Annotated in this window: 23 protein-coding genes; 9 read left to right on the top strand and 14 right to left on the bottom strand. The window is 67.8% G+C overall.

All coding sequences use genetic code 11. The features are described 5' to 3' along the window. Positions 1-58: 58 nt before the first annotated feature. On the top strand, positions 59-2050 hold the full coding sequence (locus ABW16_RS07200; RefSeq protein ID WP_230987118.1) for an LGFP repeat-containing protein: 1992 nt from the start codon (positions 59-61) through the stop codon (positions 2048-2050). Positions 2051-2129: 79 nt separating this feature from the next. Here the strand turns inward: ABW16_RS07200 and lexA are convergent, their stop codons facing one another. Further along, entirely contained in the window at positions 2130-2816 is a 687-nt protein-coding gene (lexA, locus tag ABW16_RS07195; RefSeq protein WP_047318465.1) for a transcriptional repressor LexA, read from the bottom strand. Positions 2817-3029: 213 nt separating this feature from the next. On the opposite strand from lexA, the gene ABW16_RS07190 reads away from it, so the two are divergent. The 3 genes from ABW16_RS07190 to ABW16_RS07180 all read left to right on the top strand — a co-directional run bounded on the left by ABW16_RS07190 (position 3030) and on the right by ABW16_RS07180 (position 4662). Further along, positions 3030-3530 (top strand): LysM peptidoglycan-binding domain-containing protein, encoded by a 501-nt coding sequence (locus ABW16_RS07190; RefSeq protein WP_047318464.1) that lies wholly within the window; start codon positions 3030-3032, stop codon positions 3528-3530. A gap of 145 nt (positions 3531-3675) precedes the next feature. Further along, positions 3676-4140: a transcriptional regulator NrdR gene (gene nrdR, locus ABW16_RS07185; RefSeq protein WP_047318463.1), complete on the top strand. Its 465-nt coding sequence runs from the start codon at positions 3676-3678 to the stop codon at positions 4138-4140. A gap of 36 nt (positions 4141-4176) precedes the next feature. Further along, positions 4177-4662, top strand: a complete 486-nt coding sequence (locus ABW16_RS07180; protein ID WP_047318462.1) for a peroxynitrite isomerase — start codon at positions 4177-4179, stop codon at positions 4660-4662. Between the two features lie 15 nt (positions 4663-4677). Here the strand turns inward: ABW16_RS07180 and ABW16_RS07175 are convergent, their stop codons facing one another. After that, positions 4678-5655 (bottom strand): proteasome assembly chaperone family protein, encoded by a 978-nt coding sequence (locus ABW16_RS07175; protein ID WP_047318461.1) that lies wholly within the window; start codon positions 5653-5655, stop codon positions 4678-4680. A gap of 177 nt (positions 5656-5832) precedes the next feature. After that, a complete protein-coding gene (gene sthA / locus ABW16_RS07170; protein WP_047318460.1) occupies positions 5833-7248 on the bottom strand; it encodes a Si-specific NAD(P)(+) transhydrogenase in 1416 nt (471 codons plus the stop codon). A 140-nt stretch (positions 7249-7388) separates the two neighbouring features. Here sthA and ABW16_RS07165 point away from each other — a divergent pair, with 140 nt between their 5' ends. Then, on the top strand, positions 7389-8444 hold the full coding sequence (locus ABW16_RS07165; RefSeq protein WP_047318459.1) for a DUF4192 domain-containing protein: 1056 nt from the start codon (positions 7389-7391) through the stop codon (positions 8442-8444). Positions 8445-8455: 11 nt separating this feature from the next. Here ABW16_RS07165 and ABW16_RS07160 read toward each other — a convergent pair whose 3' ends face one another. From ABW16_RS07160 to ABW16_RS07150, 3 genes are all read right to left on the bottom strand, one after another. Further along, positions 8456-9148, bottom strand: a complete 693-nt coding sequence (locus tag ABW16_RS07160) for a metal-dependent transcriptional regulator (RefSeq protein ID WP_047318458.1) — start codon at positions 9146-9148, stop codon at positions 8456-8458. 168 nt (positions 9149-9316) lie between these two features. Next, positions 9317-10282 carry a sigma-70 family RNA polymerase sigma factor SigB gene (gene sigB, locus ABW16_RS07155; RefSeq protein ID WP_047318457.1) on the bottom strand — a complete coding sequence of 322 codons (966 nt, stop codon included), beginning with the start codon at positions 10280-10282 and terminating at the stop codon, positions 9317-9319. Between the two features lie 128 nt (positions 10283-10410). After that, entirely contained in the window at positions 10411-10836 is a 426-nt protein-coding gene (locus tag ABW16_RS07150) for a DUF3099 domain-containing protein (protein ID WP_047318456.1), read from the bottom strand. A 65-nt stretch (positions 10837-10901) separates the two neighbouring features. Between ABW16_RS07150 and ABW16_RS07145 the strand changes: the two genes are divergently transcribed. After that, positions 10902-11141: a DUF3039 domain-containing protein gene (locus ABW16_RS07145; protein WP_047318623.1), complete on the top strand. Its 240-nt coding sequence runs from the start codon at positions 10902-10904 to the stop codon at positions 11139-11141. On the opposite strand, the gene ABW16_RS07140 is transcribed toward ABW16_RS07145, so the two are convergent. Both ABW16_RS07140 and ABW16_RS07135 read right to left on the bottom strand, forming a co-directional pair. Next, positions 11128-12084, bottom strand: a complete 957-nt coding sequence (locus ABW16_RS07140) for a YihY/virulence factor BrkB family protein (RefSeq protein WP_047318455.1) — start codon at positions 12082-12084, stop codon at positions 11128-11130. The genes ABW16_RS07145 and ABW16_RS07140 overlap by 14 nt on opposite strands. Before the next feature lie 74 nt (positions 12085-12158). Beyond that, a complete protein-coding gene (locus tag ABW16_RS07135; RefSeq protein ID WP_047318454.1) occupies positions 12159-12353 on the bottom strand; it encodes a DUF7455 domain-containing protein in 195 nt (64 codons plus the stop codon). A gap of 120 nt (positions 12354-12473) precedes the next feature. On the opposite strand from ABW16_RS07135, the gene ABW16_RS07130 reads away from it, so the two are divergent. Further along, the gene (locus ABW16_RS07130; RefSeq protein ID WP_047318453.1) at positions 12474-12839 is read left to right on the top strand and encodes a DUF952 domain-containing protein; all 366 of its coding nucleotides are present in this window, start codon (positions 12474-12476) and stop codon (positions 12837-12839) included. Here ABW16_RS07130 and ABW16_RS07125 read toward each other — a convergent pair. From ABW16_RS07125 to cei, 5 genes are all read right to left on the bottom strand, one after another. Next, entirely contained in the window at positions 12790-13077 is a 288-nt protein-coding gene (locus tag ABW16_RS07125; protein WP_047318452.1) for a hypothetical protein, read from the bottom strand. The two genes, ABW16_RS07130 and ABW16_RS07125, sit on opposite strands and share 50 nt — an antisense overlap. Before the next feature lie 38 nt (positions 13078-13115). Next, complete coding sequence (locus ABW16_RS07120; protein ID WP_047318451.1) at positions 13116-14192, bottom strand: methyltransferase; 1077 nt, start codon at positions 14190-14192, stop codon at positions 13116-13118. An 11-nt stretch (positions 14193-14203) separates the two neighbouring features. Next, positions 14204-15721: an RNA polymerase sigma factor gene (locus ABW16_RS07115; RefSeq protein WP_047318622.1), complete on the bottom strand. Its 1518-nt coding sequence runs from the start codon at positions 15719-15721 to the stop codon at positions 14204-14206. Between the two features lie 186 nt (positions 15722-15907). Further along, complete coding sequence (gene ppgK / locus ABW16_RS07110; RefSeq protein ID WP_047318450.1) at positions 15908-16720, bottom strand: polyphosphate--glucose phosphotransferase; 813 nt, start codon at positions 16718-16720, stop codon at positions 15908-15910. 25 nt (positions 16721-16745) lie between these two features. Continuing rightward, the gene (gene cei, locus ABW16_RS07105) at positions 16746-17396 is read right to left on the bottom strand and encodes an envelope integrity protein Cei (protein WP_047318449.1); all 651 of its coding nucleotides are present in this window, start codon (positions 17394-17396) and stop codon (positions 16746-16748) included. A 170-nt stretch (positions 17397-17566) separates the two neighbouring features. Here cei and ABW16_RS07100 point away from each other — a divergent pair, with 170 nt between their 5' ends. Beyond that, on the top strand, positions 17567-17869 hold the full coding sequence (locus ABW16_RS07100) for a DUF4193 domain-containing protein (RefSeq protein WP_013829371.1): 303 nt from the start codon (positions 17567-17569) through the stop codon (positions 17867-17869). A gap of 25 nt (positions 17870-17894) precedes the next feature. Here ABW16_RS07100 and ABW16_RS07095 read toward each other — a convergent pair whose 3' ends face one another. Further along, positions 17895-18380, bottom strand: a complete 486-nt coding sequence (locus ABW16_RS07095; protein WP_047318448.1) for a DUF3093 domain-containing protein — start codon at positions 18378-18380, stop codon at positions 17895-17897. A 25-nt stretch (positions 18381-18405) separates the two neighbouring features. Between ABW16_RS07095 and dut the strand changes: the two genes are divergently transcribed. Further along, positions 18406-18870, top strand: coding sequence for a dUTP diphosphatase (gene dut, locus ABW16_RS07090; protein WP_047318447.1), 465 nt, complete (start codon positions 18406-18408; stop codon positions 18868-18870). The last annotated feature ends 21 nt before the right edge of the window (positions 18871-18891 follow it).

Genomic DNA, 18891 nt, shown 5'->3' with positions numbered 1-18891 from the left:
AAGTCTATGCCGGAAACATTTGCGTCGATAACGTCGATAATGATGCCTGGGAGGGCTGGTGACTAGTCGGAAAGATCGGTTCGGCAAGACGGCGGTGCGCATGGCGCTCGGCCTGGCAGCGACGGTCACCGTGCTCTTGTCGGTGCAGACCGCCGCGGCGACGCCCGACAGCGATGCCCACGACGCCATCACGGCGGCATGGCAGGCGGCCGGCGGCGACGGATCGCCGCTGGGCGCCCCCAAGGGGGATGTGCACCCGGCCGGCGTCGGGTTCGCCCAGGACTTCGCCGGTGGCACCGTCTTCTTCACGCCCGAAACCGGCGCCAAGGCGCTCTACGGCGCGATCCTGGACAAGTACGAGGCGCTGGGCGGCGCGGCGGACAACGGCCTCGGATTCCCCAGCAGCGACGAAGTGCCCGGGCTGGTCCCCGGCAGTCGGGTGGCCATCCTGTCCGGCGCCGACAACCCGGTGATCTTCTGGACGCCCGAGCACGGCGCTCATGTGGTGCGCGGACCGATCAACGCCGGCTGGGACAAGCTGGGCAGCTCTACCGGTGCGCTCGGCGTGCCGGTCGAGGACGAGAGCTACGACGGCGCCGTCGTCACCCAGAAGTTCAGCGCCGGGACATTGTCCTTCGACAGCGCGACCAGGACTTTCACCACGGTTCCGCCCGAGCTGGCGGCGCAGCTGGCCGATCTACAGGCCCAGGTCGACCCGACAGCGGCCATCGACCAGACCTGGCGAACCGCCGGCGGTCCCGCCGGAGCGCTGGGGGCCAAGCAGGGCGGCCAGTACGCGATAGGCGACAACGGCGGCGCGGGCCAGGACTTCGCCCACGGCAAGGTCTATTTCAGCCCGGTCACCGGAGCCAACGCGGTCGAAGGCGACGTGCTGGCCAAGTACGAGTCGCTGGGCGGGCCGGCCGGCAGCGATCTGGGCTTCCCGATCACCAGCACGGCTGACGGAGCCATCGCAGGCAGCAAGTTCAACTCGTTCGCCGCCGACGACGAGCCGGTGATCTTCTTCAGCCCCGACAACGGCGCCTTCGTGGTGCGCAGCGCGATGAAGGCGGCCTGGGACAAGCTCGACGGCGCGTCTGGAAAGCTGGGCGCCCCGGTGGGTGACCAGACCGTCGACGGTGACGTGGTGTCGCAGAAGTTCACCGGCGGATCGATCGCCTGGAACCAGGCCACCAACACGTTCAGCACGGAACCGGCCGACCTGGCGCAATCGCTGTCGGGCCTGCAGATTCCCGGGACCAACCTGCCTGACGGCAGTAAGGCCACATCGACCGGCGTCGCCAAAGAGACGCACTGGAACTGGCTGTGGGTGCTGATCCCGGTCGTGGTACTGGCGGTGCTGGGCGCGCTCGCCGGGGCCGCGATGTGGTGGCAGCGGCGCCGGCCGGCCGCGGTGCTGCCGGGCGCTCCGGTCGCTGTGCCGGCTCCGGTCGCCGACGACTACGACGACGATGACGAGCAGTGGGCCCACCACGACCGGCGCGAGGACCACCGCGAGCACGAGGGCACGGTCCGGTTGCCGAGCCGCTATGGCGCGTCGCCGTATGCGTCCGAGCCCGAGCTGCCGGTTTCGTCGATCCCGGATGCGCCGTGGCTGCACTACGGCGAGCACGAGTCCGAGCCGGAAGCCGACGACGATGACGACGCCGACACCGCGCCCACCCGGGTGGTGACCGAAGAAGATTTCGGCACCGGTCGGCATGCCGTGGGCCACGGCGGTGCCGGGCCGGACCCGCGCGGGTTCGGCTCTGTCGCGGAGCCCCGCAGGTTCGGCGGTGGTGCGGACACGCGCACCTTCGGCGGTAGTGCGGACACGCGCACGTTCGGGATGGACGAATCGGTACATCCGGTGATGCACCTGCCGCTGGACGACCCGTACCAGCAGCCGACTGGCTACCCGATCAAGGCGAACATCGGGTCGGGGCTCTACTACACGCCGCAGAACGCCCTGTATGACGACACCCTCGCCGAGATCTGGTTCGCCACCGAGGACGCGGCGCGGCTCAACGGCTTCACCAGGGCCGGCTGACCGCCGCGGCGCGGCACTCGTACTGACAGCCGCGGAAAAACCTTGATCCCCGTGTAGGCCAGCGGATCTCCGGTGTTGGTCAGATCTTGCGGATGACGGTCACGACCTTGCCCAGCACCACCGCGTCGTTACCGGGAATGGGATCGAAAATGGGGTTGTGCGGCATCAGCCAGACCTGGCCGCCGGTGCGTTTAAACGTCTTGACAGTCGCCTCGCCATCGATCATGGCGGCCACGATGTCGCCGTTGTCGGCGACGTTCTGCTGGCGCACCACGACCCAGTCGCCGTCGCAGATCGCGGCGTCCACCATCGATTCGCCGACCACCTTCAGCAAGAACAGTTCACCTTCACCGACCAGCTCGCGGGGGAGCGGGAAGATATCCTCGACGGCTTCCTCGGCCAGGATCGGCCCGCCGGCCGCGATCCGGCCCAGAACCGGAACGAAAGTGGGCTCCGGCAGCGCGTCGGATCCGGCGAATTCCGTCCGCTGCGCGGCCTCGGCGGCGCCGGCCGCGTCCTCCTGGCTACGGACATCGACAGCGCGGGGACGGTTGGGGTCACGGCGCAGGTAGCCCTTGCGCTCGAGCGTGCGCAGCTGGTGAGCGACCGAGGAGGTCGAGGTCAGTCCGACGGCGTCGCCGATCTCGCGGATGCTCGGCGGATAACCCCGCTCGTTCACCGAAGCGCGGATCACGTTCAGGATCGTGCGTTGCCGGGCGGTGAGCGCTGAGTCCGGGCTCGCCGGGTTACTGCTGCTGTCACTCATAGGGGCGAATCTAGTCGCATCGCTGCGATTAATCAAACATGTGTTCGAGGTGTGTCGCGCGGACGTTCGAAACGGTCGGCGACTTGTCGGACCCTTTCGCTAATGTTTTCGACAACGATTCGATCACATGTTCGGACATCGAACATACAATCGATTAGTATTCGAACAGTCGAGCGAACAGGGTCGCCGACGCCGAGTGAGGGAGAACCGCACATGATGCTCATCGACACGATCGCTCCGACGTTCGAGCCGGCCGGGTACGAGCGAGCCCGGCAGCCGCGCGGTCCCCGGACGTCGGGTCGCGCGTACCCGATCCGCACCCAACCGGCACGGCTGGTCCGGCAGCGCCCGGGAGGCGCCCCGCTACGCCACCGCGGTTCCGGGGTGCTGATGTCACGTGCTCCGCACCGGCCACAGCCAGTCAAGGCCATCACCCCGGCGACCACCGTCGTGCTGGCCCTTCTCGCGGCCGGGATCACGGTGTGGCTCGGGCTGATCGCGCAGTTCGGCGCGGCAGCGGCCGGCGGCGCCTCCGCCGTGCCCGACCAGCTCGGTGTGGTGCGCGTCCAGAGCGGGGAGAGCTTGGCGCACCTGGCGGCCCGCGTCGCACCGGACGCGCCGGCCGGACAGGTCATCGAGCGCATCCGCGAGCTCAACAGCCTGGAGTCGGTGGCCCTGGACGCCGGCCAGACGCTGATCGCGCCGTTGGGCTGAGGTCGAAGTGTCGGTTCGGCCGCCGATTGCAGCCACTGCGGGGCGCCGCGGGCAACCCGCGCAGGTACGCTCGCAGTTGTCCCAGTGGTCCACGGTGCCTCAGCTGTCTGAGGGCCTGGGTTCCCGGCACGGCGAAGGAGCGGCAATGCACTGCCCGTTTTGCCGCCATCCAGACTCCCGGGTGGTGGATTCCCGCGAAGCCGATGAAGGACAGGCCATCCGCCGCCGTCGTTCCTGTCCGGAATGCGGCCGCCGTTTCTCCACCGTGGAAACCGCGGTGCTGGCGGTGGTCAAACGCAGTGGCGTCACCGAGCCGTTCAGCCGGGAGAAGGTCATGCGCGGGGTGCGCCGGGCCTGCCAGGGCCGCCAGGTCGATGACGACGCGCTGAACCTGCTGGCGCAGCAGGTGGAAGACGCTGTGCGAGCGGCGGGTTCGCCGGAGATTCCCAGCCACGAGGTGGGCCTGGCGATTCTGGGTCCGCTGCGCGAACTCGACGAAGTGGCCTATCTGCGATTCGCCTCGGTGTACCGGTCGTTTTCCTCGGCCGCCGACTTCGAGCGAGAGATCGCGGCCCTGCGCGAACACCGCGAGATGCCCAGCACCAGTTGAGCGGTGCGGGCCGACCCCGCGCACTAGGCTGGCGGCATGGCACCCGAGTTGCATCCCAACCTTGTGGAGCTGGCCCCGCTGTTGGGCACCTGGTCAGGCCGAGGATCCGGGGTGTATCCCACGATCGCGTCATTCGACTACCTCGAAGAGGTGGTGTTCTCACACGTCGGCAAGCCGTTCCTGGTCTACGGCCAGAAGACCAAGTCACCCGTCGAGGGCCTGCCTCTGCATGCCGAAGCCGGCTACCTGCGGGTGCCGCAACTGGGCCAGATCGAGTGGGTGCTGGCGCACCCCAGCGGCATCACGGAGATCGAGGTCGGCAGCTACACGGTCACCGCCAACGGCGTGGAACTGCAAATGTCGGCACCGACGATCGGGCTGGCGCCGACCGCCAAAGAAGTGACCGTGCTTCGCCGCCACTATCGCCTCGACGGCGACGAGTTGTCTTACACGCTGGACATGGGGGCAGTCGGCCAGCCCGCGCAGAACCACCTCACCGCCACGCTGCGTCGAACCGGGTAGCGCGCGGCACGGACCTCAGTCGTCGCCGTCGAGGTTTTTCTTCGCCTCCTGCGCCAGGAAGCGCTCGAACTCGGCGCCGAGCTCGTCGGCGCTGGGCAGTTCCTCGTCGCGCGACAGCAGCGACCGGTTCTCCTGGGCGGTGATGAACGCGTCGTACTGGCGTTCCAGGGCCGTGACCACCTGGGCCACTTCGGCGCTCGCCTCGACCTGCTGGTCGATCTTGGCGCGGATCTCGGCCGCGGCGTCGCGGAGCTCGGTCAGCGGCAGCTCCAGGGCGCCGGTCTGGGCGGCCTGCTTGAGCAGCGCCTCGGCGGCCTCGGGGTAGTCGGTCTGGGCCACGTAATGCGGCACATGCACGGTGAAGCCGACGACCTCATGGCCGTGCTGCGCCATCCGGTACTCCAACAAGTTGGACGCGCTGCCCGGAACCTGAACCTCGGTGATCCAGGGGGTGAATTCGCTGATCAACTCACGGTTGTTGGAATGCGCGGTCAGGGTCACCGGCCGGGTGTGCGGAACGGCCATCGGGATCGTGCCCAAGCCGATGGTCCGGCGCACCCCGAGCTGTTCGGCCAGCAGCCGCACCGCGGTGATGAAGCGCTCCCACTTCAGGTCGGGCTCCATGCCCGCCAGCAGCAGAAACGGGGTGCCCGCACTGTCCCGCAACGCGTGCAGGCTGAGCTCGGGTTCGGTGTAGTGGGTGAAGTGGTCGGACTTGAATGTCATCAGCGGCCGGCGCGACCGGTAGTCGAGCAGGTCGTCGATCGCGAACGACGCCACCAACTCGCTGTCCAGCTTGCTCTTGAGGTGCTTGGCGGCCAGCCGGATCGCGTGGCCGGCGTCGGAGAAACCCTCCAGCGCGTGAATCAGGACCGGCCCCTCGCCGTCCGCCGACATCAGCTGCGGCGCCGGAACCTCCAGCTCGTACATGCCGCTCTGGTCGGCCTGGTAGTGCCGGCCCCGGTCGGGACCGTTGTCCGGGTAGTCGGCCATCGTCTTCTGCCTCCTCATTGTGCGGACCGCAACGGGTCGCACCGTCTATTTTCCCCCACCGGGGGCCGCGCGCCGAAAACGGTGCGCGCATGTGGTGGACAACGTACGTGGGCACCGCGGGCATTCCGTGGCGCCGGCGGCGTTCGCTGAGCGATGAAAAAGTCTGCCGATGGTGCCTCAACTGCGGAATTGCTGCAAGGCCCGCATTTTATTCATCACGTCCAGTGCGGCGTTCTTGTATGCCTCGGAGAACGTCGGGTAGTTGAACACCGCGTCCACCAGGTATTCCACCGTGCCGCCGCATCCCATGACGGCCTGGCCGATGTGCACCATCTCGGTCGCATTGGTGCCGAAGATGTGCACGCCGAGCAGCGACAGGTCGGTCGTCGACACCAGCAGCTTGAGCATTCCGTAGGAGTCACCGGCGATCTGGCCGCGGGCCAGCTCCCGGTATCGCGCCACCCCCACCTCGTAGGGGATCGCGCTTCGGGTCAGCTCCAATTCGGTCGCCCCCACATAGGAGACCTCGGGGATCGAGTAGATCCCGATCGGTTGCAGGTCGGTGATCCCGTCGGTCGGTTCGCCGAACGCGTGGTAGGCGGCCAGCCGGCCCTGCTCCATCGACGTTGCCGCCAGCGCCGGGAAACCGATCACGTCACCGACCGCGTAGATGTGGTCGACCGAGGTCTGGAACATCTCGTCGACGACGATGCGGCCCCGTTTGTCGGCCGCCAGGCCGGCGTTGGCCAGGTCGAGGTGGGCGGTGTGGCCTTGGCGCCCGGCCGAGTACATCACCGTCTCGGCGGGAATCTGTTTGCCGCTGGCCAACGTGGTGACGGTGCCGCTCGAACTGACGTCGACAGCGGTCACCTCCTCACCGAACCGGAAAGTGACGGCGAGGTCGCGCAGGTGAAAACGCAGCGCCTCGACGACCTCCGGGTCGCAGAATTCCAGCATCGAGTCCCGTTTCTCCACCACCGTCACGCGGGTGCCCAGCGCAGCGAACATCGAGGCGTACTCGATCCCGATCACGCCGGCGCCCACGACCACCATCGAGGCCGGGATGAATCGCAGGTCGAGGATCCCGTCGGAGTCCAGCACCCGTTCCTCGTCGAACGTGACGCCGGCGGGGCGGACCGGTTTGGTTCCGGTGGCGATGACGATGTAATCGCCTGTGATAGTGGTCTTTTCGGCGCCACCGTGACCGTCGACGACAATGGTGTGCGGGTCGATGAACCGGCCGTGTCCCAGCAGCAGATCGACCCGGTTACGCATCAGCTGGTTGCGCACCACCTCGGTTTCCTTGCCGATCACATGCTGGGTGCGCGCCAGCAGATCCGCGGGAGTGATCTTGTCCTTGACCCGGTAGCTGGCGCCGTAGAGGTCACGCTGATTCATCCCGGTCAGGTACAGCACCGCCTCGCGCAGTGTCTTGGACGGGATGGTGCCGGTGTTCACGCAGACGCCACCGATCATTCGGCCGCGTTCGACCACCGCGACCGACTTACCGAGTTTGGCCGATGCGATGGCCGCCTTCTGCCCCCCTGGACCTGAACCGATCACGATGATGTCGTACTCGCGCTTCGAATCCATGACACTGACACTTACGCTCATTCGTCCGGTCATGCATCTCGAACACCATCTGTTCACAGTTGCCGGTTCATCCCCAACCTGGTGGGCGGCGAGGCGCGGACGCGCCCCCGATGACGGGGGAGGTCGTCAACGTTGCTGCCATGACAACGAAGCAACCGGAATTCACGCTGAATCGGCCCGGAGCCCTTATCGCTGCGCTGCCGGCCATCCTCGGCTTCGTGCCGGAGAAATCCCTGATCCTGGTGGCGGTCGACGGGGGTGAACTGGGCTCGGTGCTGCGAGTCGACCTGTCCGACGCGCTCGTCGACACCATCGGTCGGCTCGCCGACGTCGCCGCGGCCGCCGCTCCGGCAGCGGCCATCGCGGTGATCGTCGACGCCGCGGGCGCGTGCTGCCCGGTCTGCAACGACCAGCACCGCCGGCTGATCGCTGCGCTGACCGAGGAGTTGTCCGGCCACGGCATCGTGCTGCTCAGCGCGCACGTGGTGGACCAGGTGGCCCACGGCGGACGGTGGCACTGCGCGGACGGCTGTGGTGCCGGTGGACCGGTCGACGACCCGGAGGCGTCGCCGCTGGCGGCCGCCGCCGTGCTGGAAGGCAGGCGGCTCTATGCCCGGCGTGCGGACCTGCAGGCGGTGATCACCCCCGATGACCCGGCACGCTGTGCCGCGGTTGCCGCAGTGATCGGGGACTGTGCGGCGCAGTGGGCGGCGGGGGAGGGCGACACCCGGGATCGGGCCCGCCGCGACGTCGAGCAGGTGCTGGCCGCCATCGTTGCGCTGGCGGGCGGCCGGGAGCCGACCGCCGCGGAGCTGGCCCGGCTCGGCTGCCCGCTCACCGATGTACTGGTCCGGGACACCCTGTGTGCGTTGGCAATCGGCGATCACGCTGTCGAAGCCGAGCGGCTCTGGTCGGCGTTGGCCCGGGCACTGCCCGAGCCGTGGCGGGCCGAGGCGCTGGTTCTGCTGGCGTTCAGCGCCTACGCACGCGGCGACGGGCCGCTGGCCGGGGTGTCACTGGAGGCCGCCTTGCGCGGCGAACCAGGGCATCGGATGGCGGGCCTGCTCGACACCGCGTTGCAGTCGGGGCTGCGGCCCGAGCGCATCCGCGGACTGGCGGACACCGGTTATCGACTGGCGAAGCAGATCGGGGTGAAACTGCCTGGGCGGCAGGGGTTCGGCCAGCAAGCCGGCTGAAGCGGCGGTGCTCAGACCTTCTGGACCTTCACGGCATGGGCCATCTCGTAGGGCAGGCTCACGTCGGTGTGGCCGGGAATCACGATGGTCACGCCGTCGTCGCCATCGGTCTGGACGGTCACCCTGGCGTTGGGCACCACACCGGCTTCCTTCAGCCGGGTGATCAGGTCGATGTCGCCCTGGACGTGCTCGGTGAGCTGGCGGACCACCACCGCCACCGGGGAGCCGGCCGGCAATTCAGTCAGCCGTACCAGGTCGGAATCCCAACCGGCGGAGCCCGCGCCGAATCCGAGGTCCGGCAGGCCGGGGATGGGGTTGCCGAACGGCGACGTGGTCGGGTTGTCGAGCACCTGAACCAGGCGCCGCTCGACGTCCTCGCTCATCACGTGCTCCCAGCGACATGCCTCGGCATGCACCTCTTCCAGCGGCAGCCCGATGATGTCGACGAGCAGGCGCTCGGCCAGCCGGTGCTTGCGCATCACGGAGACGGCCAGCGTGCGGCCCTTCTCGGTGAGCTCGAGGTGACGGTCGCCGGCCACCTTCAGCAGACCGTCGCGTTCCATCCGGGACACCGTCTGGCTGACGGTCGGCCCACTTTGTTCCAGCCGCTCGGCTATCCGCGCGCGCAGCGGGGTGACACCCTCTTCCTCAAGGTCGTAGATCGTCCTGAGGTACATCTCGGTGGTATCAACCAGGTCATTCATTCGGCACCTTCCGTCGCAGCTGAGTCTACTTCGACAGCCAAGTACACGGTGAGCAAGCGACGCCCGGCGCTCCGGCGATAACGCACGTCCGGCGGGCCACCGAGATCGGCGGCCCGCCGGAGCGCGGGACAGACGGGCCGGGGCCGCCCACGGCGGACCCGGCCTGCGTCAGCTGGCGTACGAGCGCAGCCGGTCGGCGCGCTCGCCATGGCGCAGCTTGGCCATCACCTCGCGCTCGATCTGGCGGACCCGCTCGCGAGACAGACCGAACAGCTTGCCGATCTGGTCCAGCGTGCGGGGCTGGCCGTCGTCGAGGCCGAACCGCAGCCGGATCACCTGGTGTTCGCGCTCATCGAGGGTGGCCAGAACACTGCGGATGTCGGTGTGCAGCAGCTCGGAGATCACCGCGTTCTCCGCCGACATCGCCTCGGAGTCCTCGATGAAGTCACCCAACGGGGCCTCCTCGTCGGAGCCGACCGGCATGTCGAGGCTGACCGGGTCGCGGCTGTGCTCGAGCAGGTCGTTGATCTTCTCCGCCGGAATACCGGATTCGGCGGCGAGCTCCTCATCGGTGGCCTCCCGGCCCAGCTGCTGGTGCATTTCCCGCTTGATCCGGGCCAACTTGTTGACCTGTTCAACCAGGTGGACCGGCAGCCGGATGGTGCGGCTCTGATCCGCCATCCCCCGGGTGATGGCCTGGCGGATCCACCAGGTCGCGTACGTGGAGAACTTGAAACCCTTTGCGTAGTCGAACTTCTCCATCGCGCGGATCAACCCCAGGTTGCCCTCCTGGATCAGGTCCAGAAGCGGCATACCCCGGCCGGTGTAGCGCTTGGCCAGCGAGACCACCAGGCGCAGGTTGGCTTCCAGCAGGTGCCGGCGGGCGGCCTCACCATCGCGTACCACCGCGGCGAGTTCGCGCTTGCGCTTCTCGCCGAAGCGCTTGCGGGTCTCGAGCAGATGCTGGGCGTACAGCCCGGCCTCGATCCTTTTGGCGAGTTCCACCTCGTCGGCGGCATTGAGCAATGCTGTCTTGCCGATCCCGTTGAGGTACACCCGCACCAGATCTGCGGCTGGGCTCTGCGCGTCCAGATCGCCGTCGATCCGACTGGTGGTGGCATCTGCCTTTGCCATTGCGGCCTCCCGTTGATCGGCTTCAGCTGTCACACGTGTCAACGCCCGACACGAGTGCAGAGTTCCCGGCCGATCGCTTTTCCACACCACTTGACGTGCGGAAATACGGCGATGACTTTGAGAATGTGCTAAGAACCGGTACCGTACGGCGCTTCGCCGCTGGCGCTGCCGCCCGATTCCGGGCGCTCCGGCCGTTCCAGGGCGGGGCGGGTGCCGGTGGGGAAAAGCGGAGTTCTCGTGGGAGCCGCGTCATACCGGCGGGGCTCTTCGGCGCTGCGGGGCGGCCGGTCGTTGGCGATCAGCACTGCCATCCACGGCAGCGGTATCGACGCCACCAGGATCAGCAGGGAAACCAGGCCGTTGTGCCATATTCCGTAGGCGATCGCGGCGAGGATCAGCGCAGGCACCCGGAACGCCATCAAGGTCAGGTACTTGCGTACCCGCTCGCGGTGCTGCTGCTCGTAGGACGGGGCGGCCGCAGTGATCAGGACCGGTCGACCGTCGTCGTCGAAACCCAGCTCGGGGCCGTGCTTCATTACTCCACTGTCCCACACGACGGATTTGGTGGCACGTGGGGTTTTGGATCATCTCCAGTTCTGGGCACAATGGGGACATGGGCATAGAGACCGACACCCTCGAACGCACCGATTCCGAGGAACGCGTCGACGACGGGACCGGCGGCGACACCCCGAAGTACTTCCACTACGTCAAGAAGGACAAGATCGCCGAGAGCGCGGTCATGGGCACCCACGTGGTGGCGCTGTGCGGTGAGGTCTTCCCGGTGACCAAGTCGGCCAAGCCGGGCTCCCCGGTCTGCCCGGACTGCAAGCGGATCTACGCAACTCTCAAGCAGGGTTGACCGGGTCGGTGGCGCCATTGTCGGGGTCGGTACGCCCCCGTCCTGACACCACCCAGGTACGCAGCTGGTGCAGGTGGGTGGCCTGCGCCGGCCACTCCTCTTGGACCGCCGCGTTCAGTTCCGCGCCCAGCATGATGGCGAAGCCCAGCAGGAACGCGAACAACAGGAAGGCGATCGGCGTCGCCAGCGCCCCGTAGGTGTAGCCGGTGCTGGTGATGTAGCGCAGGTAGATCCGCAAGCCCATGGTCGCCACGACGAACACCGTGGTGGCCAGCAATGCGCCGAACACCAAGCGATGCGAGGGCAGGGGTTTGGGCAGCGACACCCGGTAGAGCACGGTGACCGCCAGCAGCAGGCCCAACACCAGCGCCGGGTAGTAGCCGAACCGCAGCAGGTCGGTCCACCGCTCCGGCAGGTGCTCGGCCACCGCATGCGGGCCCAGCGCCAAGAACGGGGCCGCAGCAACGGCGATCACCAGCATCGCGACATAGAGGCCCAGCGCAAAGAAGCGTTGCCGCACCGGATGGCGCAGCGGGGTCTGATCGTGGGCCTCGACCACCGAGTCGACGAACGCCGAGATCGCCGACGACCCGGCCCACAGCGAAATCACGAATCCCAGCGAGACCACCTCGCCGCGGGCATTGGCCACGATGTCCCGCACGGTCGGCTCGATGATCTCCACCACGACGTTCTTGGAGAAGAAGCTGCTGGCCATGCCGATCAGCCGATCCTGGATGGTGGCCAGCGTGTCCGGTCCGAACAGCGGCGCCACGTAGGACAGGCTGCCCAGCATCCCCAGCAGCAGTGGTGGCAGCGACAACACCGACCAGAACCCCGCCTGTGCCGATTCGGAGAAGATCGAATCGTCCCAGCTCTTGACCAGGGTGCGACGTGCGATGCGGAGCAGGTGATGACGGGAAGGTTTGGGGATCTGGTCACTCATGACCAGCCCAGCATTCCTGACGGGCGCTGCTATTGCACAATCGGCGCAGACGGCGTGTTGCCTGCCGGCTCTGGTTACGCCTCAGCGGCTGCGCTGACCTGAATCACGGCGGCCAGCTCGATCAGCTTGGCTTCGTGTTCGTTGGCGTGGTGCTGGCAGAAGAGAAGTTCGGCACCGGAGGGCAGCGTGGCTCGTACCCGTGCGGCGGCGCCGCACCGGTCGCATCGATCAGCCCGAGTGAGTTCGGGACTGGTCAGAGTCGCGTTCATGGGCTCCTCCGTTTCTCGCGGTTGTCCTCAAGTGTGTCAGACGCTTGCACGTTCGGCGTTGTTCCCCGGTTCGGCTGTGTCGTGTCTCACCTCGCGACGGGGTGCGGCAGGATCGGTGACATGACGCAGTCCGCGAACCCGCCCGGTGTCTTGGTCCACCTGTGCAGTGCCGGCGACTGGGCGCAGGCGCAGGTGACTGGGGCGCTGCGTCCGGAGTCGTTGAACAGTGTGGGATTCGTGCACATGTCGACGCCCCAGCAGGTGCACCTGCCCGCCAACCGGCTGTATCGAGGCTGCACGGATCTGGTTTTGCTGCAGGTGGATCCGGCCAAAGTCGGTGCGCCGGTGCGCTGGGAGCCGGGCGTGCCAAGCGATCCGGAGGCGATGCTGTTCCCGCATCTGTACGGGCCGTTGCCGGTTGACGCCGTGATCGGTGTCAGTGATTATCGGCCCGGTCCGGACGGCGTGTTCGGCCCGGCTGGTTGAGGTTGATCGGGGTGGTCGGCTTGGCCGCGGACGCCCGAGTGAGTTCGCTACGGGCGAACGTCGTTTGCGCCTTGTTGATCAAAACTGCGGGCACGCGCGGCCAGGCGGCTGCGACCGCGTTGATCGCGTCGAGCACAGCGGGATTCAGATCGGCCTCGGGCGGCACCCGGTGGCCATGGGTGGCCGCGCGCTTCAACAACGCGGCGAAAGTCGCCGGCGACGCGTCATCGGTCGGCATGCTGGGCGATCCTACGCCGCGGTGCCGGCCTCGGCGTCTCAGACAGCCCGGGCCTCGACGATCGCCAGCGGGCTGGTGGTGGGCACCACGCGCTGCAGCTCGAATCCCGCCTGGGACAGCAACTCGGCGTACTCGCGCCGGGTGCGTTCCTGTCCGCCGGCGGCAACCAGCATCTCCAGGTCGAGCACCAGGCCCAAGTGGGCGGGCGCTCCCTCGGGCAGCACCATCTCGAACAGCAGCACCTTGCCGCCGGGCGCGATGGCGGCCCGGACATTGCGCAGAATTGCCAGGGACTGTTCGTCGTCCCAGTCGTGGATGACGGTCTTGAGCAGATAGGTGTCGCCGCCGGCGGGGACCGAGGAGAAGAACGATCCGCCCTGGATGTCGCAGCGTGACGCCACGTCCGCCACCGTCGCGTCGGCGCCGGCCACCACCTGCGGCAGGTCGAACAGCACACCGCGAGCGTCGGGCGCCTGACGCAGTACCGCGGCAAGCAGTGCGCCATGGCCGCCACCCACATCCACGATCAGCTTGCTGGCGCTGAAATCATATGCGGGGACAGCGCTTTCGATCGCCACGGCCGACGCCCCGGTCATCGCGTCGTTGAACACCTGCGCCAGTTCGGGATCGGTGTCCAGGTAGGAGAAGAAGGGCATGCCGCGAACCTTGCCGACGGCGGTCTCGCCGGTGCGCACGGAGTGTTCCAGGTGCGACCAATGTTCCCGGTGCGCCGGGTGGCCGACGAACGCGATCATCGGGGCCACACTGGCCGGATTGTCAGAGACCAGGGCGCGCCCGGTGCGGGTCAGCGCGAACCGGCCGTCGCGGCGCAGCTTGAGCACCGAGTTGCTGGCCAAGGCGCGCATCAACCGGTAGGTGGCGCGGGGGTCGGTGCCCACTCGGTGGGCGACCTCGTCGGCCGTCAGCGGACCGGCGGCGAGCGCATCGGCGATCCCGAGTCGCACCGCGGCACTGAGCGCCTGGGTCAGCCATCCGCCGAACCCCAGCTCCACGACGGCGACAGAGGCGGGGACGGTCGCCTGGCGCAGGCGCTGCAGACCGCCACGAAACGCGTTGACGGCACTGAGTACTGCCGCCGGGGGTGTCTTGGCCATGTCGCTGCAGGCTAGTCGAGGTAGTCGCGCAGGACCTGAGACCGGCTGGGGTGCCGGAGTTTCGACATCGTCTTCGACTCGATCTGACGGATGCGCTCCCGGGTGACGCCGTAGACCTGCCCGATCTCGTCGAGGGTGCGTGGCTGGCCGTCGGTGAGGCCGAACCGCAGCCGCACCACACCGGCCTCGCGCTCGGAGAGCGTCTCGAGCACCGACTGCAGTTGGTCCTGGAGCAGGGTGAACGAGACCGCGTCGACGGCGACCACGGCCTCACTGTCTTCGATGAAGTCGCCCAGCTGCGAGTCGCCCTCGTCGCCGATGGTCTGGTCCAGCGAGATGGGCTCGCGGGCGTACTGCTGGATCTCCAGCACCTTCTCCGGGGTGATGTCCATCTCCCGGGCCAATTCCTCGGGGGTGGGCTCGCGGCCCAGGTCCTGCAGCAGCTCGCGTTGGATGCGGCCGAGCTTGTTGATCACCTCGACCATGTGGACCGGGATGCGGATGGTGCGTGCCTGGTCGGCCATGGCCCGGGTGATCGCCTGGCGGATCCACCAGGTGGCGTAGGTGGAGAACTTGTAGCCCTTGGTGTAGTCGAACTTCTCCACCGCGCGGATCAGGCCGAGGTTGCCCTCTTGGATCAGGTCCAGGAACGCCATTCCGCGGCCGGTATAGCGCTTGGCCAGCGACACCACCAAGCGCAGGTTGGCTTCGAGCAGGTGATTCTTGGCGCGATCGCCGTCCCGACAGATCCATGCCATGTCACGCCGGTAGGCGACCGCCAGCTTGTCGCCCTTTTCGGCGTGCTCGGCCATCTTCTGCGTGGCGAACAGGCCGGCTTCGATCCGCTTGGCCAGCTCGACTTCCTCTTCGGCGTTGAGCAGCGCCACCTTGCCGATCTGCTTGAGGTAGGCGCGGACCGAGTCGGCCGACGCGGTGAGCTCGGCGTCCTTGCGGGCCTGCCGCAGCGCTTCGGACTCCTCTTCGTCCCAGACGAAGTCGCCTGAGGCCTTGTCCTTCTCGCTGGGCTCGGTGATCTCGTCGTCGTCGCCTTCCTCGCCCTCGTCGGCCGAGTCGGCGGGCGCGGTCGCCGCGGTGTCGTCGCCGTCGGCAGCCGCCTCGGTGTCGTCGTCGAGTTCGTCCAGGCTCAGGTCGGCCTCGTCGATGTCGTCCACACCGGGCTCGCCGTCCAGCTCGACATCGGTGTCGAGATCCTCGGGCGCCAAGTCGGCATCGGCGTTCTTCGCGCCTGCCTTGGTGGCTTTGGTGGCCTTCTTCGCCGGGCCCCGGGTCGACCGGGTCGCGGGCTTGGCCTCGCCGTCGGCGCCGGCGCCGCGCGCCGTCGACTTGGTGGCCTTCTTGGCGGGCGCTGCTGCCTTGGTGGCCTTGGCCGCGGTCCGCTTGGCGGGTGCTGCAGCGGCAGACTTGGCGGGAGCCTTGGCAGGCGACTTCACGGCGGCTTTGGCGGGCGCCTTGGTGGCGCTGCCCTTCTTGGGCTCCTCAGTCGCCGGCTGTGCCTTGCTCGCTGCCACGTCCACCCCTTCGGTCGGACTGACTTCCGGGTTGCAGCGTTGTGCGCAACCGAAAGTGTCGGGTATGTCGAATGTCGGCTCTATTTCAGTTGGTGATCAACTGGGATAGTCGCCGCTATCGGTTAGGCGGCCGCCGTCGACCATTGTAACGACAGGGCGAGGCGGTAATCGCCGAGCGGGCGTTATTCAGCGGGTCACGTCGGCCGACGACGCCATCGCGGCCCCGACAATCCCCGCGGTGTTCTGCAGTGTCGCGGCGACCACCGGAGTCCGGTTGGCCAGCAGTGGCACCCACCGATCGGCTTTGCGGCTGATACCGCCGCCGACGATGATCAGATCCGGGCAGAGTGCATCCTCGATCGCCATCAGCACCATGGTCACCTGTTTGGCCCACTTCTCCATGGACCAGTTCTTCCGCTCCTTGACCGACGCGGCGGCCCGGTGCTCGGCTTCTTTACCGCCCACCTCGATATGTCCGAGTTCGGTGTTGGGCAGCAGCTTTCCGTTGTGGATCACCGCCGAGCCGATCCCGGTCCCGAAGGTGAGCAATACGACCACGCCGCTGTTGTTCTTGCCTGCTCCGAAGCGCTCCTCGGCGAGCCCGGCGGCGTCGGCGTCGTTGAGGATGACGATCTGCTGGCCGTCGAGTTCGGCGGCGATCGTGTCCTGCGCGTTCAGTCCGATCCAGGACTTGTCCACGTTGGCGGCCGTCTGCACGACGCCGTTGACCACCACGCCCGGATAGGTGACGCCCAGCGGGCCGGTCCAACCGAAGTCCCGGACCACAGCGGCGACGGTCTGGGCGACCAAGGCGGGCGTGGCGGGGCTCGGCGTGGGCAGCTTGAACCGCTCACCGATCAGCGCACCGGTGTCCAGATCGACGACGCCGCCCTTGATACCGCTGCCGCCCACGTCGACGCCGAAGCCGCGTCGTTGCCGCCGTGCGCCGGCAGTCGGACGGTCCTCAGTCGGGGAAGGGGCGGGGTCGGTGCCGGTCATGGATCTCCTCTTCGGCGATCGGTCGTCAGCAGGTGCCGGAGTGAATCTTGGTCAGCAGCGCAGGGTCGGGCAACCCGGTGGCGTCGGGGCGCAGGCCGGCCAGCGCGGCCTCGATGTCATCGCTGTGGGCCAGGCTGACGAAGTCGCTGCCGACCGCCAGATCCACCGAATCGTCGGCGCGGTCGTCGCGGAACAGCTCTGTGCAAGGCGCCACCAGCCAGAGCGCCGCCGCGGCGGCCTGGCCCGCCGGGCCGAAGCGGATCTGGCCCTGGCAGTCCAGCCGGTCCTCGATGTAGATGGGGTCGTTGGCGGCGGTCGGCTGGGCGAAGCCGTCGTCGCGTAACGCATCGGCGACGTCGGCGGCCTGTCCGGCGCGGCCGCTGGCGTTGAGGACCCGGGCCTTGATGTCGGCCAGCTTGGCCGGGGTGGTGCTGATCATCGCGGCGCGCGGCACCTGGGTGCCCAGCCGCGGCTGGTCCGGCTCGGTCGGCGCCGGTGGGGCATTGCAGACCGCGACCTCATGGACGTCGGCCGGCCGGGTGAGCGCCACCGCCCATGCCACCGCGGTCAGCAGCGCCAGCGCCGCCAAGGCGTAGGCTGCCGGTCGGTTGTTGCGTCGCCGGAACGGCCGACCGTGTTTGTCGAACTCGGTACCGGTAGTGATTTGCGCGACCACGTACGCACTCTAGAGGGCGCGCGCGCGGACGATGACCGTGGTCAGCAATGCAATGTGACGCAAATCACACTTGATCCGACCGCGATCCGGGCACGAATCATTTGGTGGATGCGTTCGACGCTGGTACAAAGCTCGCGCAGGCTTTCGAGGGGACTTGAGGGGAGAAGACCATGGCTACCGATTACGACGCCCCGCGTCGCACCGAGACCGACGACGTTTCCGAGGATTCGTTGGAGGAACTCAAGGCGCGGCGCAACGAGGCGCAGTCCGCCGTGGTCGACGTCGACGAGTCGGAATCGGCCGAGTCGTTCGAGCTGCCCGGCGCGGACCTGTCCGGCGAAGAGCTGTCGGTGCGGGTCGTGCCCAAGCAGGCCGACGAGTTCACCTGCTCGAGTTGTTTTTTGGTGCAGCACCGCAGCCGTCTGGCCAGTGAGAAGAACGGTGTGATGATCTGCACCGATTGCGCGGCCTGACCAGGCCTGTCCCGCTCAATCCTGCTTAGGTGCGCAAAGCCGCCAGCATCCGCTGTGGGTTGCGGCAGCTGACCAGCCAGTACGGCGTCGGGTCGTCGGGATCATCGAGGACGACCAAGATCATGGGCCCCACCCAGCCGCGATGTAGGACGTATGCCGCCGGATCGAGCTGGCGGCCCAGTGCTGCGGACTTGGCCGACCGCGGGACCTCGGCGGAGCGTGCGATCACGGTCGCGGGCAGGTGCGCGTCACCGGCCCACAGCTGCGTTTCCCCGCCGCTCTCGATGACCTGCACCTTGATGCGCCCCAGCCACAGCAGGGCGGCGACGGTGATCGCGAAGAACACCGCGAACGGCAGCCAGCCGGGCAGCGTGCGCAGGCCCAAGCGGACTTCGTAGGCCATCAGGCCGTTGCCCAGGAACCCCAGTGGCCACCACCACCACGGCACCCACAGCTGTTCGCTGTAGCGCACTGTCTGCGATGCCCGATGGTTCAGGCGCGATCCCGACATCCGGCTAAGAGTAGTCTTGCGCCTCGTGTCACCCAGTCTTGCGGTTGTTCGCCTGGATCCGGATCTTCCACTGCCGAGCCGTGCTCACGCCGGCGATGCCGGCGTCGACCTCTTCAGTGCGGTCGACGTCGAGTTGGGCCCGGGGCAGCGTGCCCTGGTGCCCACCGGGATCGCGGTGGCAATTCCGTTCGGCATGGTCGGCCTTATCCACCCTCGGTCGGGTTTGGCTGCGCGGGTGGGCCTTTCGATCGTCAACAGTCCCGGAACCGTCGACGCGGGCTATCGTGGTGAGATAAAGGTCTCGTTGATCAACCTGGACCCGGCGACGCCGATCGAGATCCACCGCGGCGACCGGATTGCGCAGTTGCTGGTGCAGCGAGTCGAGCTTCCGGAGCTGGTGGAGGTGGCGTCGTTCGACGAGGCCGGGCTGGCCCCGACGACCCGCGGCGCCGGTGGTCACGGCTCCTCAGGGGGGCACGCGAGTTTGTGACGGCTAGTGATGACGAAGTGA

Origin of the sequence: Mycolicibacter heraklionensis (assembly GCF_001021505.1) — a bacterium.
In the GTDB taxonomy this organism is placed as follows: Bacteria; Actinomycetota; Actinomycetes; order Mycobacteriales; family Mycobacteriaceae; genus Mycobacterium; species Mycobacterium heraklionense.
Note: the sequence above shows the minus strand (reverse complement) of the source record. Positions and strands in the feature narration are given on the sequence as shown.